The 14,871-nt window shown below is 63.1% G+C and carries 12 protein-coding genes; 5 read left to right on the top strand and 7 right to left on the bottom strand.

Annotated features, from left to right (window positions below):
- Positions 1-172: 172 nt before the first annotated feature.
- The 4 genes from D0550_RS30970 to D0550_RS30955 all read right to left on the bottom strand — a co-directional run bounded on the left by D0550_RS30970 (position 173) and on the right by D0550_RS30955 (position 6,075).
- Complete coding sequence (locus D0550_RS30970; RefSeq protein WP_116813058.1) at positions 173-1,720, bottom strand: tetratricopeptide repeat protein; 1,548 nt, start codon at positions 1,718-1,720, stop codon at positions 173-175.
- Positions 1,721-1,771: 51 nt separating this feature from the next.
- Entirely contained in the window at positions 1,772-2,698 is a 927-nt protein-coding gene (locus D0550_RS30965; RefSeq protein ID WP_153067437.1) for a hypothetical protein, read from the bottom strand.
- A gap of 144 nt (positions 2,699-2,842) precedes the next feature.
- Positions 2,843-3,937: an NAD-dependent epimerase/dehydratase family protein gene (locus D0550_RS30960; protein WP_206606644.1), complete on the bottom strand. Its 1,095-nt coding sequence runs from the start codon at positions 3,935-3,937 to the stop codon at positions 2,843-2,845.
- Complete coding sequence (locus D0550_RS30955; protein ID WP_161966162.1) at positions 3,934-6,075, bottom strand: S9 family peptidase; 2,142 nt, start codon at positions 6,073-6,075, stop codon at positions 3,934-3,936. Before D0550_RS30955 ends, D0550_RS30960 begins: the two co-directional genes overlap by 4 nt.
- A 248-nt stretch (positions 6,076-6,323) precedes the next feature.
- On the opposite strand from D0550_RS30955, the gene D0550_RS30950 reads away from it, so the two are divergent.
- The gene (locus D0550_RS30950) at positions 6,324-7,175 is read left to right on the top strand and encodes an alpha/beta fold hydrolase (RefSeq protein WP_161966161.1); all 852 of its coding nucleotides are present in this window, start codon (positions 6,324-6,326) and stop codon (positions 7,173-7,175) included.
- A 23-nt stretch (positions 7,176-7,198) separates the two neighbouring features.
- Here D0550_RS30950 and D0550_RS30945 read toward each other — a convergent pair whose 3' ends face one another.
- Both D0550_RS30945 and D0550_RS30940 read right to left on the bottom strand, forming a co-directional pair.
- Positions 7,199-7,618, bottom strand: a complete 420-nt coding sequence (locus tag D0550_RS30945; protein WP_153067436.1) for a hypothetical protein — start codon at positions 7,616-7,618, stop codon at positions 7,199-7,201.
- Between the two features lie 6 nt (positions 7,619-7,624).
- A complete protein-coding gene (locus D0550_RS30940; protein WP_116813053.1) occupies positions 7,625-8,992 on the bottom strand; it encodes an aminotransferase class V-fold PLP-dependent enzyme in 1,368 nt (455 codons plus the stop codon).
- Positions 8,993-9,072: 80 nt separating this feature from the next.
- Here D0550_RS30940 and ilvA point away from each other — a divergent pair, with 80 nt between their 5' ends.
- A complete protein-coding gene (gene ilvA / locus D0550_RS30935) occupies positions 9,073-10,593 on the top strand; it encodes a threonine ammonia-lyase, biosynthetic (protein WP_116813052.1) in 1,521 nt (506 codons plus the stop codon).
- A gap of 5 nt (positions 10,594-10,598) precedes the next feature.
- The gene (locus D0550_RS35090) at positions 10,599-10,745 is read left to right on the top strand and encodes a hypothetical protein (RefSeq protein ID WP_161966160.1); all 147 of its coding nucleotides are present in this window, start codon (positions 10,599-10,601) and stop codon (positions 10,743-10,745) included.
- Between the two features lie 178 nt (positions 10,746-10,923).
- Here D0550_RS35090 and D0550_RS30930 read toward each other — a convergent pair whose 3' ends face one another.
- Entirely contained in the window at positions 10,924-13,590 is a 2,667-nt protein-coding gene (locus tag D0550_RS30930; RefSeq protein ID WP_116813051.1) for a serine/threonine-protein kinase, read from the bottom strand.
- 120 nt (positions 13,591-13,710) lie between these two features.
- Between D0550_RS30930 and D0550_RS30925 the strand changes: the two genes are divergently transcribed.
- Positions 13,711-13,896, top strand: coding sequence for a hypothetical protein (locus D0550_RS30925; protein WP_116813050.1), 186 nt, complete (start codon positions 13,711-13,713; stop codon positions 13,894-13,896).
- An 82-nt stretch (positions 13,897-13,978) separates the two neighbouring features.
- Positions 13,979-14,857, top strand: coding sequence for an alpha/beta fold hydrolase (locus D0550_RS30920; RefSeq protein WP_116813049.1), 879 nt, complete (start codon positions 13,979-13,981; stop codon positions 14,855-14,857).
- The last annotated feature ends 14 nt before the right edge of the window (positions 14,858-14,871 follow it).

Raw genomic sequence — 14,871 nt, 5'->3', positions numbered from 1 at the left:
GGCTCGGAGATGTGTATAAGAGACAGGATTCGATCCGCCCTGCCTGTCGCTCGTCGCGGGAGCGGCATTATGGCGCACTTTCGCGCGTTTTACCGCAGTGCAAAGTATTCCGCAGCGCGGGTCATCTAGAGATGACTAATCAAGGACTTAGCAGTGTCCGGCGGTCGGACAATCAGCGTCGGCTGGGCTTGGTTGCCGGGTTTGAGTGCGTCTTGCAGCCATACAGCGTCGGCTCGGATGCGCACACATCAGCAACGCCTTGCTCTTGCCAGAAAGCGGGCAGACCCGCCGCGCTCACGACTTGCTCGAAGCGCGGGTGTTGTCGCAGGAATTTTGTTTGCGGCATCCACAGCACACGCAACGGCGAGCGTTCGCCTTGGCGCTGCAGCCGGGACATGCGATTGAAAACGAACTCGGGTTGTTTCAACGCCGTGCCACAAAGAATCTCGGTAGCGGGATCGATCTGCTGCTCGCTCGCTGCGAGCGTCACCGCCTGCAGCGCCTGTGGAATGCGGCGCCGATTGTCCGCCGCGAGCAATAGTGGCTCGGCCCAGCGATTGAAATCCTGTGTGCTGAGCGAGCCGCGCAATATTTCTTTGGCGGACGAGTCATCGCCGGCGAGGATGGCTTCGAGCGCGCGCACCGGCGATGGCGTCGCTTGCATCGAGGGCGGCGCCGGCGTGGTCGTGAGTGTGTACGCGAAACATTCGTTCGAGCCGATGTTGTGCGGCTGTATAGCGACGGCTTGCGCAGCGATCGGCGCCGCTTCTTTATATCTGCCGGCGTCCACCAGCAGGCAGGCAAGGCCTTCGAGCGCAGCACCCGTTTGTGCATCGAGCGTCAACGCACGTTGAAACTGCTCGCGAGCGGCGATCCATTCGTTGCGGCGCAGATGCGCGAGACCAAGCGCGGCATGCGCATCGGCAATGCCGTCGTCGAGGTCGAGCGCACGTTCGGCGCTCGTCTCGGCGAGTTGCGTCAGCGATGTTTCATCTTCGCCACCGAGGCTCAAATACCCGGCGGCGAGCGCACCCCAGGCGCGGGCAAACTTCGGCTGGCTGCGAATCAAAGATTCGAGCCGTTCCACTGAGCGCGCACGGGTCGGCGCTTTCGGTGGCTGCGTAAAGCCGGCGCTCTGCGTGCCGGACCACTCCAGTGAGGTGTTTAGAAACGTGTCATAGGCCTTGGCGTCGTCGGTGCCGACGAGGGCGACCCAATCCCCCGTCGTATGCGCGGCATTCAAAAAACGCGGCAGTGCTGTCGCGAACGCGCTGATGGTGGCCAGACGAGTGTCGTCCGGCAGTGGCAAGGGGTTTTCCCGAATGACGTCGTCATCGGGCGCGAGCAGGGTGAGCTTCGCTTGCTTGCCATCGGCGCTCAGCGTCACGCGCAAGGTGAAGACTTTGGGTTCAGTAGCCGGATCGGTCGAGATCGCGGGCATGTGCATCTTGCCGCGAGTCAGCAGGTGGTTGAGCTCGTAACGCAGCCACGCGATGTCGGCGTTTTCCGCCTCGCTTTGCAATTGCAGGCGCAGAGGCTTGGACGCGTGGAATTCTTCGGGCGCCGGCGGCGGAGGAGCGGGAGGCTCCGGCGCTTCGGGTTTGTAGCTGCGAAGAATGGGCCACGACACCAGCGCGGCGAGCACGACCAGGCCCGCCACTCTCTTGGCAGTCGAAAATCGCTTCGGCGCGGGCTGTGGTTCGTTCGTCGGAGCTGGCACGGCGGCGCTAGTTTAGTGCCGCCAAGGCATCAATCGCCAATCATCGGCCCATCATCGCCACTGATTGCCACCCTGATCCAGCACGCTTGCAAACTCCGCCCGGTGCGGCACGCCCTGGAAGGTGGAGGTGCGCACGAACATCCTGGCGCGGTCGGTGGCGTTGAACGAGCCGTTCAGTCCTTCGATGTGGCTGTTGGCGACATGCACGATGGCGTCTTCGACGATCAGGCCGGTGCCGGTGGCCACGATGGTGCTGTTGGTGATGTACAGCTCGCAGCCGCCGCGCGCGATGATCGCGTCGCCTTCCACGTACATCTTGCGGTCATCGAGCTTCAGCATGCGCTTGCCCTCGCAGATGATGGGCTCGGCGGCGCGCACGCCAGCGGGGTTCGATTGGCCCGAAGCTTCGCCTCTGCCGGAGCTGACGATGCTGACGCCAGGGCCGGAGATGCGCAGCTTTCCGCCGCTGCGATCGATCGTGTAGTTCGACTCGGCGGATTGCGCCCGTTCCGCTGCGGCAGCCGGTGAATTGTCGACGACTTGCGCCGGCGGCGCGGCTTCTGCAGGGCTCGCAGGAGGCGTTGCAGCGGCAGGAGGAGCGGGCGGCGGTGCTGCCGCTGTCGCTGCTTCTGGCGCGGGAACAGGAGCAGGCAAAGGCGCGTCGAGCACCGACGGCGGCGATTTCAACTGTGCGAGCGGCGCTGCGGCCAGGTCATTCAGGTTGACGGTCTGCACCTGACCGGTCGAGCGATCACGGACGGTGAACACACGCGTCTGTGTGTCGCTGGCCAGCACTTCGTAACGCGGATTGCGTTCCAGCGCGGCGCGCGCCCAGGTCAATTCAGCGGGCTCGCTCGGCAACATGGCGCTCTGTTCGCCGCCGCGGTTGCAGGCGCTGAGCACGGCCAGCGCGATACAGCTGAGAGCGACGCGAGCGGTCAGGGATCGGGCTGCTGAGCGGATGACGAGTGATGACATGGCAGGTCTCCAGAAGCAGATCTCTATCGTCACTCCGGCGGCGACGCGAGTCCATCTCTTCTGTTCGACGGGCCCAGGCAAGTTTGGATGAACCGGCGANCCAAATTTCGTGAACGGCCGCCCGATCATATGTCACATCGGTCGTTACGCCTTCAATTGCTTCAGCAGCTGCGCCTCGCGTTCAGCGGTGAGGCCGGCGCGCAGCTTGGCTTTCTCTTCGGCGGGGCGCTGCTCGTGCCAGGCAAGCGTGTCTTTGATGGTCGTGTCCAGATCGCGGAACCGCAGGCCTTGCGCCACCGCTCGCGCCGAGCTGACCAGCGTCGCACCGGCTTGCTCGCCGACCGGCGGTGCCCAGATCGGAATCTCGCCTTTCTGCTGCAGCTGTTGCTGCTCGATGAACGACTGGCTCGCCCAGGTGAACGATGCATTCGACTTGGAGATGCGCTTGCTGGCTTCGAGCAGCTCGCCGATGGTCACTGAGCCCGGCGGATTGCACAGGTTGTAACGACCTTGGATCTTGCGCTCGACGCACGCGCGCATGAAGTCGGCCATGTCGCGCACATCGATGAATTGCACGGTGTCCGCCGGCGTGCCGGGGGCCAACATTTCGCCGCCGCGCGCCACGCGCACCGGCCAGTAACCGAAGCGATCTGTCGAATCGCCCGGGCCGACGATATATGAAGGACGGATCACGGCCTGGTGGACGCCGAAGGTTTGCTCGACGATTTTCTCACAGGCGGCTTTCAGTCCGCCGTAGTTTTCGCCGGTGATCTCGGTGGCGTCCGGATCTTTGAGCTCCGCGAGCTGGTAATCCTCATCGATGCCCGGCGGTGTGAGATTGACGTACGCCGAAATGCTCGACACATAAATGTAGTGCTGAGTGTGGCCCTTCAACAGCTCCGCGCTCGCCTTCACATGCTTGGGGAAGTAGCCGGAGTTGTCGACGACCACGTCCCAATCGCGCCCCTTGAGCACATCCAGCGGGCCGGCGCGGTCGCCGAGCAACGTTTCGACATCCTTGAACATGCCGGGATTGCGCTTGCCACGATTCAGCAGCGTGAGCTGATGGCCGGCGTCGCGCAGCTCGCGGACCAGATGCGGACCGCTGATGCCGGTGCCGCCGAGGATCAGCACTTTCATCGGTTTCACCTTGGGCTGCGCGGCGAATGTTTCTCCTGCGAGCAGCGTCGCCGCGCCCGCCATCAACAGTGCTTCACGTCGAGTGATCGAGAGGCTCATTGGGTCACCTTGTTCTGAGTGGACGCGCTCGGACCTGCCGGCACCGCACTGGCATCGCCCGGCCCGGGGCGCACATATTTTTCCAGCCACTGTCGTGAAGTTTCGTACCAGAACAGCGAGTTCTGCGGCTTCAGAATCCAGTGGTTCTCGTCAGGGAAGTACACCAGCTTGCTGGGCACGCCACGGTTCTGCAGCACGTTGAACAGCTCCAGGCCGTGGCTGACCGGTACGCGCCGGTCCAGCTGACCGTGGATCACCAGCGTCGGCGTGTTGAAGTTCGCCGCGAAGGTGTGAGGCGAGTTGCGCGCGAAGCGCTCGGCGTCTTCCCAGAATTCGCCGAAACGTTTCTTGTCCGCGCCGTAATCGCTGCCGTATTGAGTGTAGTTGTTGTACACCGCTGCGTGCGCCACCAGGGTCTTGAATGGATGCGGCTTGCCCAGCAATGAAGACGCAAGATACCCGCCGAAACTGCCACCGCCAGCGGCCATTCGTTCACTATCAATCCACGGCTGGGCGCGGAACCACTCGGTGGCCTTGATGGTGTCCTGGTACGGCAGCGTCATCCATTCCTTGGTGATGGAGTCGGTCCACGCCTGACCGAAGCCACTCGAGCCATGAAAGTTGTGCCAGGCCGTGACATAGCCCCAGTTGGCGAATACCTGCGCGTTCCAGCGCCACTGATAGGCATCGGTGACGCCGTTGTGGGGGCCGCCGTGCAGGAGCAGATAGAGCGGCCATTTGCGGTCCGGCGTGAAGTTCGGCGGATACACCACCCACATCTGCACGTCTTCGTTATTGGCGCCTTTATAAGTGACGCTCTCGACCTTGCCCGGCGTGAGTCGCGCGAGCGCGGTGTCATTGAAGTCCGACAGCTTCGTGGCGGCACCGGTGCGCGCGATGATGCTCACGAGCGTCGGCGGTTCGGTGAAGCTCTGGCGCAGGCCGACGATCACCGGGCCGCTGCCCGCGATCGCGAGCGAATCGAAGCTGCGATCGCGAGTCACGGCCTTCGGCTCGCCACCGCCGATATCGAAGCGATAGATGCGACGCGTGCCGGCGTCGTCGATAGCGCCGAACAGCGCTGAGCTGTCCGGTGACCAGACGAGGCCGACGGCGGAACGGTCCCAATTCTCGGTGAGGTTGCGCAGCTTGCTACCGCGACGGTCATACAACATGAGCCGCGCGCGATCGGCGTAGAAGTCTTTGATCGTCTGGCGACGAAATGCCAGCGACCGACCGTCTGGACTGTACAGCGGCGCGGTGTCGTCGGCGGGATTGTCCTGGGTCAGATTGACCAGATTCTGCGGCGAGCCGCCTTCCACCGGCAGTGTGAAGATGTCGAAGTTCGGATCGACGCCGCTGGTGTCGATGTTGACGGCGAATGCGACCTCGGTGCCGTCCGGCGCAATGTCATAAGAGCTCGCGTCGGGCTCGCCGCGGTCCAGCGAGACGCCGGCGTTGCGAGTGATGGCCTGCGGCTCGCCGCCGTCGATGTTGACCGAATAGATGTGCGTGTCGCGATCGTCGAGGAAGTGATCCCAGTGACTGACCGGCGCCTTGTCCCACACGCGCGCGGTCATTTTTGCATCGTTGCGCTCGGTCATGCGCTTGTCCATGTCGGCCCAGGTGCTCAGATCGGTCCACACCTGCGACAGGAAAGCGATGCGCTTGGAATCCGGAAACCACTTGGGCGCAATCACGCCGGTGGGCACGTTGGTCACGCGCCGTGCTTCGCCGCCGTCGACTGCAATGACATAAAGCTGCTGCTGTTTATCGTCGCCGCGCTTGGCGACGAACGCGATCATCTCGCCATCCGGGCTCCACGCCGGCGATGAAGCTGAACCGCCGGTGCTGGTGAGCTGGCGAGCCTTGCCGGGCTTGGTCGGTACCAGCCACAGATCGGTGTCGCCTTTGTTCTTGTCGACGTCGTAGCGAGTGACCGGCACGACGGCGAGTCGCCCGTCAGGAGAAATATCGGGCGTGCCGAGTCGTTGCAGCTGCCACATCGCCGCGGCGCTGTAAGGCTCCGCGTGCGCGGCAGTTGCGAGCACGATGCCGAAGATCAGTGCGACGATGCTGCGTTTGTGGGAAATTTGCTTATGACAACGACTGCGCTCGTGTCTGCGAAGGGGCGGCATGCGGATCATCAGTGTGCCTCTTGCTGTTCTCGTGCGTGCAATTGACATTAGTCTAACCAAGCGTCGGGCTGTACTGTGCAAGCTGAGAAGTAAGTCCATTTCTTAGCTGTCATCGCTACGTACACTTTCGACTGTCCAGCAAGTGCACGGTGCCGTTTGAATACGCGCCCATGCCACGGCTCGCGAGAGCCACGCTCAACTCGCACGGAGGCGTCGGTCGCATGGAGCGTCAGAAAAGGGGACTTCGAGTGATCCAAGCCAAGTATCGTAATCGCCTGCCTTTACCTCAGCCCGCCGTCGTGCACGTGCGCCGCTCCTATGCCGAGAGCCGTCACGGCCAGATTCATCTGTCCACGGCGTACCCTTCAGGCGGCGGTTTCGACGAGCGTACACCGGTTGTCTGCCTGCATCACAGCGGCGGCTCGGGCCGGTTGTTCGCGCCCATCCTGCGCGAGCTGGGGCATGATCGCAGCGTCTACGCGCCCGATCTGCCGGGACATGGCAATTCCGACCCGGCCAGCAGCAAGGCGACCGTCGGCGACCTGGCCGCGGCGATCGGCGATTTCGTCGAAAGCCTGCGTCTGCGCAGTGTCGATCTCGCTGGTTATCAACTCGGTGCGCTGGTTGCTGCCGAGCTCGCGATCACGCGTCCGCAGCTGATCCGTCGCGTGATGCTGTGGGGCGTGCCGTCCTATTCTGCTCAAGATCGCGCCGCGCTGCTGCAGAACGCGCCCGCGCCGGGCACCCGTGAAGATGGCAGCGATGTCTCTGAGGAGTGGCGGCGACTCGTCGAGCGTCGCGGACCGGGCGCACCCATCAGTGCTTTGACGGACGAGCTGGGCGATCGGCTGCGTGCTGGCAGCAGCGGCACGCGATCGTATGTTGCGATGGTTGAGTACCCCGCGTCCGAGCGCCTGCCGCTGGTCAAACAGTCGGCGCTGGTGCTGCGCTTGAAGGATGAGTACTTCGAACACTCGGGGCGCGCTCGCGCATCCTTGCCGAATGGCTCGATGCTCGATCTGCCCGACTACGGTCAGGGCTTCCTGAGCGCAGCTCCGCAGCGGTTCACGTCCGTGGCCCGCGAATTTTTCGATCGTTAATTAACCTAGGTTATGAAGGGCGCTCAGGCCGAGCGCTGCCAGCTCCAAGCAAAGGCGAGACCTGCGATCAGGCAGGTCGTCGCCCACCGCGACGCCATCAATGCCATCGTTTTCGTCGACAGTCCGCGCTCCGGCGCAGCACTGATCCAGGCAGCGACCACTGCGGGCAACGACACCGGCACCCAGCACAGCAGCGCGAACGACAGGCCGCGGATCCACCAGGGCATGTTGACCATGCCCGCCAGGCCCCAGCTGAGCCAGAACAACAGCCCGAGCCCGGTGCCGCAGATCAGATGCAGGAAGGCATCGGTGAAACTCACCGCGCTCGTCTGACCGTTCCCCGAGCGCACCAGTTGATAAACGGAATAGATCACCGAATGGGCCAGCACGGCGAGCAGCCCGCTGAGGCTGCCCATGATTAGCAAATAACTCAGTGGAACCATGATGCCCTAGCGAAGCACTTGCTGCAGACCCGCGAACAGCTTGTCCACTTCGTCGTGCGTGTTGAATGCGGCCAGCGAGACGCGGACCGCGCCTTCGCTCTTGCCGGGCCACTGCATGTCACGCGCGAACACGCGATGCCCGCGCACCAGTCCGAGCGTGATGTCGGACGCGAGGCGTCCGGGCACGTGGAACGAGAGGATGCCGCCCCACAAGCCGGGACGATTCGGCGTCAGTACTTCGACGCCAGGCAGCTGTTGCAAACGCAGGCGCGCGTAGATCGTCAACTCACGAATGCGCGCTTCGATCCTGCTGCGCAGGACCTGCTGTTGAAAATCCAGTGCGACTTCGGAGCCGCGCAGCGGTGCCCAGCACAGCGGCACGATGTTTCCTAATTTGTGCAGCGCTGCCGGCACGCCTACATGACCCATCGATTGCGTTGGTGTGATGACCGGCGGCGAAGCATCGATGCCGCGCGGCAGCGTCGGCCAAATGCGATCGAGCATGTCCCGGCGTACATACAACATGCCGGTGCCGTTGCTGCCGCCGAGCCACTTGTGAAATGACGTTCCGTAGAAATCGCAGCCCAGGTCGCGCAGCTGGAAATCCAGCATGCCGAGCGCCTGAGCGCCGTCGACGACGCTGATCAGATTGCGCTGGCGGGCGAACTGACACAGCTCGGCCACCGGCATCAGTGTTCCGTCCGCATATTGCACGTGGGAGAACATCATTACTCTGGTGCGATCGGTGACGGCGCCGGCGAACAAGCCGAGCGCTTGCTCCGGGCCGCTCAACGGTGCTGGCAGATCAATCTGCTTGACGACGATGCCGCGGCGTCGTGCGAGCAGCAGCCAGGGGCTGAGTGAGGCCGGATGCTCGCGATTGGTCGTGAGGACTTCGTCGCCCGGGTTCAAATCGAGGCCATTGGCGACGGTCGCGAGTGCTTCGCCGGTGCCACGCGTGAACACGATCTCGTCGGCGTCACAGCCGACGAAGCCGCCGAATGCGGTGGCGATGCGTGTGCTCTCGGCGCTCCACTGTGCCTCGGAGAATGAGGCGACGTTCAGACTTTGCGAATCCCGGACGCGATATTCGGTCGCCATCGCGGAACGCAGGGTCGGGCCGGCGCCGGCGATATCCAGATAGGTTCGCTGCAGGTCCAGCACCGGCTGGATGCGAAACCACTGCCACAGCTCTTTGGTCGTGGCCGGCATGCTGCCGATGGGCTGGGCGGTGGCGGGTGCGGGCGCACCGAGGGCAGCGGCGCCCAACGATGTCACCAGGGATGAAGCTAGCAGGTCGCGGCGTGTAAGGCGGTGGGTCGAATCGTTCATGCTGACGTTCAGATATGAGTCGGTAGCAGTAGCCCAAGTCATCCCAAGTCATCCCAAATCATCCATATGGGGGGAGTCCGGAGCGGCGCGCATTATTACAGGAATGCGGTATCCTGGCCTGTATGTCCCACGATTACCTCGAACGTATTCTCAAAGCGCGCGTCTATGACGTCGCTATTGCTACTCCGCTCGACACGGCGCCGCGGCTCAGCCGCCGCCTGGGTAACAGCATTCTCTTCAAGCGCGAGGATCTGCAGCCGGTCTTCTCGTTCAAGATTCGTGGCGCCTACAACAAGATCGCACACCTGTCGGAAACGGCCGCCAAGCGCGGCGTGATCTGCGCCTCCGCCGGCAACCATGCCCAGGGTGTGGCGCTGGCCGCCAAGCGGCGCGGGATTCCGGCAATCATCGTTATGCCTCAGACCACGCCGCAGATCAAAGTTCAGGCCGTATTGGATCATGGCGCCGAGGTCGTGCTCCATGGCGACGACTACGATCAGGCCTACGAACATGCAATGAAGGTGATGAGCGAGCGCCAGCTGGCATTCATTCATCCGTTCGACGATCCGGATGTGATCGCCGGCCAGGGCACCATCGGCATGGAGCTGCTGCGCCAGTGCGCGGGCGAGCAGATCGACGCCATCTTCATCGCCGTCGGCGGCGGTGGCCTGATCGCCGGCGTAGCGGCGTACGTGAAGTATCTGTTTCCGAAGATCAAGATCATCGGTGTCGAGCCCGAGGATGCGGACGCGATGTCCAAGTCCCTGCAGGCGGGCAAGCGCGTCACCCTGGACCGCGTTGGGATTTTTGCCGACGGTGTCGCTGTGAGGCGCGTGGGCGAGGAAACGTTTCGGCTGGCGCGTGAGTACGTCGACGAGGTCATCCTGGTCAGCACGGATGAGATCTGCGCGGCCATGCAGGACATTTTCGAAGAGAACCGCACCATCGTCGAGCCTTCGGGGGCGCTGTCGGTGGCCGGCATCAAACGTTACGTGCAGCGCGAGCAGTGCCGCAATCGAACGTTCATCGCCATCAACTGCGGCGCCAATGTGAATTTCGATCGCCTGCGTCACGTCGCGGAGCGCGCCGATATCGGCGGCCAGCGCGAGGCGCTGATCTCGGTGGAGATTCCGGAAGAGAAGGGCAGCTTCCTGCGTTTCTGCGAAACGCTCGGCCGGCGCAGCATCACCGAATTCAACTATCGCTACAGCGACACCGCCTCGGCGCAGTTGTTCGTTGGCCTGGGCCTGAGCGATGGCCGTCGCGAGAAGGAAGCGGTCATCAAGTCCTTGCAGGACTCGGGCTATAACGTGCACGACATGAGCGACAACGAAGTCGCCAAGCTGCACGTCCGCTACATGATCGGCGGCCACGCCCGCGGCCTCGACAACGAGCGCCTGTTCCGCTTCGAATTCCCCGAGCGCCCCGGCGCCCTGCTGAAATTCCTCAACGCCATCGGCACGCGCTGGAACATCACGCTGTTCCACTACCGCAATCACGGCTCCGACTACGGCCGCGTCCTGGTCGGCGTCCAGCTGCCACCTTCCGAAAGCACCGAGTTCGACCTGCACGTCCGCGAACTGAAGTACGTGTACGCCGAAGAAACCGACAACTCGGCGTACAAGATGTTCTTGGGCGGGTAGCAGCGATGGCGGCGGGCACGCGCGACATGGAAGACATCCGAGCATTGTTGCGCGCCAATCGGAGCACTGTAGATATGAAGGAAGTACGCGAGTACTTTCAGTTATTCGACCGTATGGAATGGCTCGATGAGCTGCTCCGAGAAATCGACTGACGCTCCCATTGTTGCGGAGGGCGGCGTGAATACGCCTCCGTCCGCGCCTGCCGACCCGTATCAGGCATTGGACGAGCTCATGGCGGTGATTGAGGAGCTGTGCCCGGTCTGGCCGCCCCGGCCAACGTTTACCAACGAATCCAAAAACCGTTTGTAGTCAAATCGGCCGCCGTCCCGCTTACTTGGCGGCCTCCATGCTGGCGAGCGCTTCCTGCGTTCGCTTCGTAATCGCTGCGTCTTCGCCTTGCGCCTTGGCGAGGATTGGATAGCTGTCGCGCAGTAAGGGCGCGGCTTCGGTGGGGCGTTTTTGGGCGAGGAGCGTGCGGCCGAGGGAGCTGTTGATGGCGGCGAGCTGGGGGCTGTCGGCAGCGAGGGATTTGGTGGCGATTTGCGAGGCCTGACGCAGGGTGTTTTCTGCGTCTTTCAGGCGGCCTTGTTCGAGTTGCGCGCGGCCGAGACCGGAAAGGGCGGACGCGGCAAAGGGATGGTCGGCGGGCAGAGTGGCGCCGTAGATCGTGAGCGCGGCGCTGAAATCCTGCTGGGCGCGAGCTGGATTGCCAGCATCCAGGCGTACCAAGCCGAGATTCACGAGATCGTGCCCGACGTAGGGATGCTGATCGCCACGCGCCTTGCGATCCAGATCGACGACGCGCACCAGCACCTGCTCCGCTTGCGTCAGATCGCCGCGACGATGCAGGAAGCGGCCGTAGTTCGCGCTGGCATCCAGCGTCATGGGATGCGTCTCGCCCAGCACTTTGCTGAGGATTTGCAGCGCTTCCGTGTACAGCCCAGCTGCTTCATCGAGCTTACCGAGCGATTGCGACGTGAACGCGAGGTTCAGCACATGAACGCCGACCTGCGGATGATCGTTGCCGAGCGCCTGCCGATCGATATCCAGCGCCGCGCGAAACAAAGTGGCCGCGCGCTCGAAGTCATTGCGGTAGGTGTACACCCCGGCCAGCTCGTTCATCACCGACGCGGCGGCGGACGTCCGATCCTGGCCATGATGGCGATAAATCGCGAGGCTGTCGTTGAAGTACCGCTCCGCGCGCTCGAGATCGCCCTGCAGTTGCGCGAGTCGACCGTGTGCAAGCAATGTCGGCGCGATTGCCACGGCATCCTCGCCTGACAGTTCCTTCTGCAGGGTGAGTGCTTGGTCGAGCTGCTCCGTGCAGGTATCGAGCTGGCCGCGCTCGCAAAACGCCGTGCCCAGTGAAGCTCTCGCCAGGGCCACTTCGGGATGACGCTCGCCATGAATACGAATGCGCGAGTCCAGAGCATCCTGCAGCAGCTCGACCGAGCTTTCGTGCAGCCCCATGCTGCCGTAAACGCGCCCGATCGTTCCCAGCAGCGTGGCTCGCGTTTCCGGCTGATCGTTGAGACCAAAGCGAATGCGGCGCGCGCCGATGTCGAGCATCTCGCGTGCGGTCACTTGATTGCCGCGACTCCGTGACGGATCGGACAGCTCGAACAGCTCGACCAGAAACGAAGAAATCTGCTCCGCTCGCGAGCGCTCGGCTGTCGCAACATCGCGTTCCTGTGCGATCCGTTGCGCCTGGATGTACGTGACTGCCGAGAACGCTGCGAGCGTAATCACCATCGCAACGCCCGCCGTGACCGACAGCGCATGACGCTTGATGAACTTGCCGGTTCGATAAAGCCAGGTATCGCTGGTGGCCAGGACGGGCTGCCCGCTCAGATGATGTTCCAGGTCTGCGGCAAGCTGCTCGGCGGAGGCATAGCGACGCTCCGGATCCTTCCGCATCGACATGCCGACGATGTTGTCGAGGTCGCCGCGCAGTTGCTTCCGCAGGCGGGCCGCTGTGGTCGAGCGATGCGAGGCGAGGTCGGCCATCAACTCCGGCGATTCCGCCGCAACGCGCGCGACCATTGCGCTCGGCGGCGGCGCTTCCTGCTCGCAAATGATGCGTTCCATGTCCGTGAGGCTGGTGCCGATCAGGTGGAACGGCCGCTTGCCGCACAACAATTCGTACATCAGCACGCCCAGCACATAGATGTCGCTGGCGGTCGTGATCACATCGCCGCGCACCTGTTCGGGGCTGGCGTGCGCGGGTGTCATCACCCTGTACTCGAAATGGGTGACCGCGAGCGTGTGCGCCGAGTGGCGCGAATCGAGCAGCTTGGCGATGCCGAAATCGAGCAGCTTGGGCACACCATCGGGCGTGATCAGGATGTTGTTGGGCTTCAGATCCCGATGCACGATCAGGTTCTGATGCGCGTAATGGACCGCGCCACAAATGGTCCGCAGCAGCTGTAACCGCTCTGAGACGGACAGCCGGCGACGATCGCAATAAATGTCAATCGGCTCGCCGTCGATGTACTCCATCACCAGATACGGTGTGCCATCCGGCGCGCGTCCACCATCGAGCAGGCGCGCAATGTTGGGGTGCTGCAGCGTTGCGAGGATCTGCCGCTCCATGCGCAAGCGGCCTTGAATCTGCGGCGAGAACAGCCCGCCGCGCACGATTTTCAGGGCGACGCGCTGTTGATACTCGTCATCGGCGCGTTCCGCGAGATACACGTCGCCCATGCCACCCGAGCCGAGCTTGCGCACGATGCGATAGCGGCCGAGCAGTTGCCCATCGAGGGTCTCCAGCGGTGAGACGCGGCTGCTCTCGCCGGCAGCGACGTCATCCCAAAAGCCCTGCTCCTGCGCGGCTTTTTCGCCGAGCGCGTCTCCCAGCGCCTGCATCACATGCGACAGCAATGTTTCATCGGCTCCGCAAGCGCGGCGCACGTAGTCGCCACGGTCCTGCGTACTCAGTCCGCGCGCGTGCGCGACGATGGTCGTGACTTGTTCTTGCATGTTCTTGCCGTTGTCCATCGAGCACCATCATGCATCAGAGGGGCGCTACCGTGTAATATGCGCGCAGGCACGTGACTCACGTGACTCAAAACTGAAAACTGAAATCTGTCTGAATTGGGACTAACCCGGAGATTAATCATGGCAACGAAGCGTAAGGCGAGCAAAAAGGCCGGCAAGACCGTTGGCAAGACCGCCACCAAGAAGAAAGTGATCGCCAAGAAGGCCGGCACCAAGAAGGTCGCCGCCAAGAAGGCCAGCAAGAAGAAGGTCGGCAAGGTCAGCAAGGCCGGTGCGACCGTGGTCCGCACGCCGCAGAAGAAGTAAGCGCGCGCGCTGATTGAAGTGAGCGATGCCGTGCCCCGCAAGGCGTACGGCATCGCCATTCCCCTCCCGATCCGCCGTTTCAATGTATCGATCGCTGCGTCCCCCGCAACACCTCGAACTGCAGGCGCGCGGCCTGATCTTCCACCTGTATCGCTGGCCGGGCAGTAACCCGGATCCGCTGGTACTGCTGCACGGCTGGGGCGATACCGGCGAGACTTATCAATTCCTGGTCGATTGCTTCGCCGCCGATCGCACCTGCCTCGCCATCGACATGCGCGGCTTCGGTCGCACCGACCGACCCGCCGACGGCTATTGGTTTCCCGACTACCTCGCCGATCTGGATGCGCTGCTGGATCAATTGGCACCCGATGCGCCGATCGATCTGGTCGGTCACAGCATGGGCGGCAACATCGCAATGCTGTACGCGGGCGTGCGGCCGCGGCGCATTCGCCGACTCGTCAGCCTGGAAGGTTTCGGAATGCCGCGTACGACGCCCGATCAAGCGCCGGCTCGCTACGCGCAGTGGCTCGATGAAGTGAAGCACGGTACCGAGTTCGCCGTTTACGAGGACTACGAGCAGCTGGTCCGCGTGCTCGCGCGTCGCAACCCTCGCACTCCGAAAGATCGAGTGGAGTTCATTGCGCGCTCCTGGGGTCAGCCCCGGCAGGACGGCAAGATCGAGTTGCGCGCGGATCCCAAACACAAACGCACCAATCCCGTGCTGTACTCGCGCGAGCAAGCCGAGGCTTGTTGGCGTGCAATCGAGGCGCCGTTGTTATTTGTTCTGGGCGATCAATCCGAGCTGGCGAAGCGCATGGGCGATGAGCTGGCTGAGCCCAGACTGCGCTCGCTGTATCGCGAGCTGACCATCGCGACCGTCAATGACGCCGGTCACATGCTGCATCATGAGCGCCCCGATGAAGTCGCGGCGCTGCTCGAAGAATTTCTCGACGCCCAATAAAAAGGCCTGCGACG

The organism is Steroidobacter cummioxidans, from assembly GCF_003104955.1.
The sequence above is the reverse complement of the archived record's forward strand: the minus strand, read 5'-3'. Positions and strand labels throughout refer to the sequence as shown.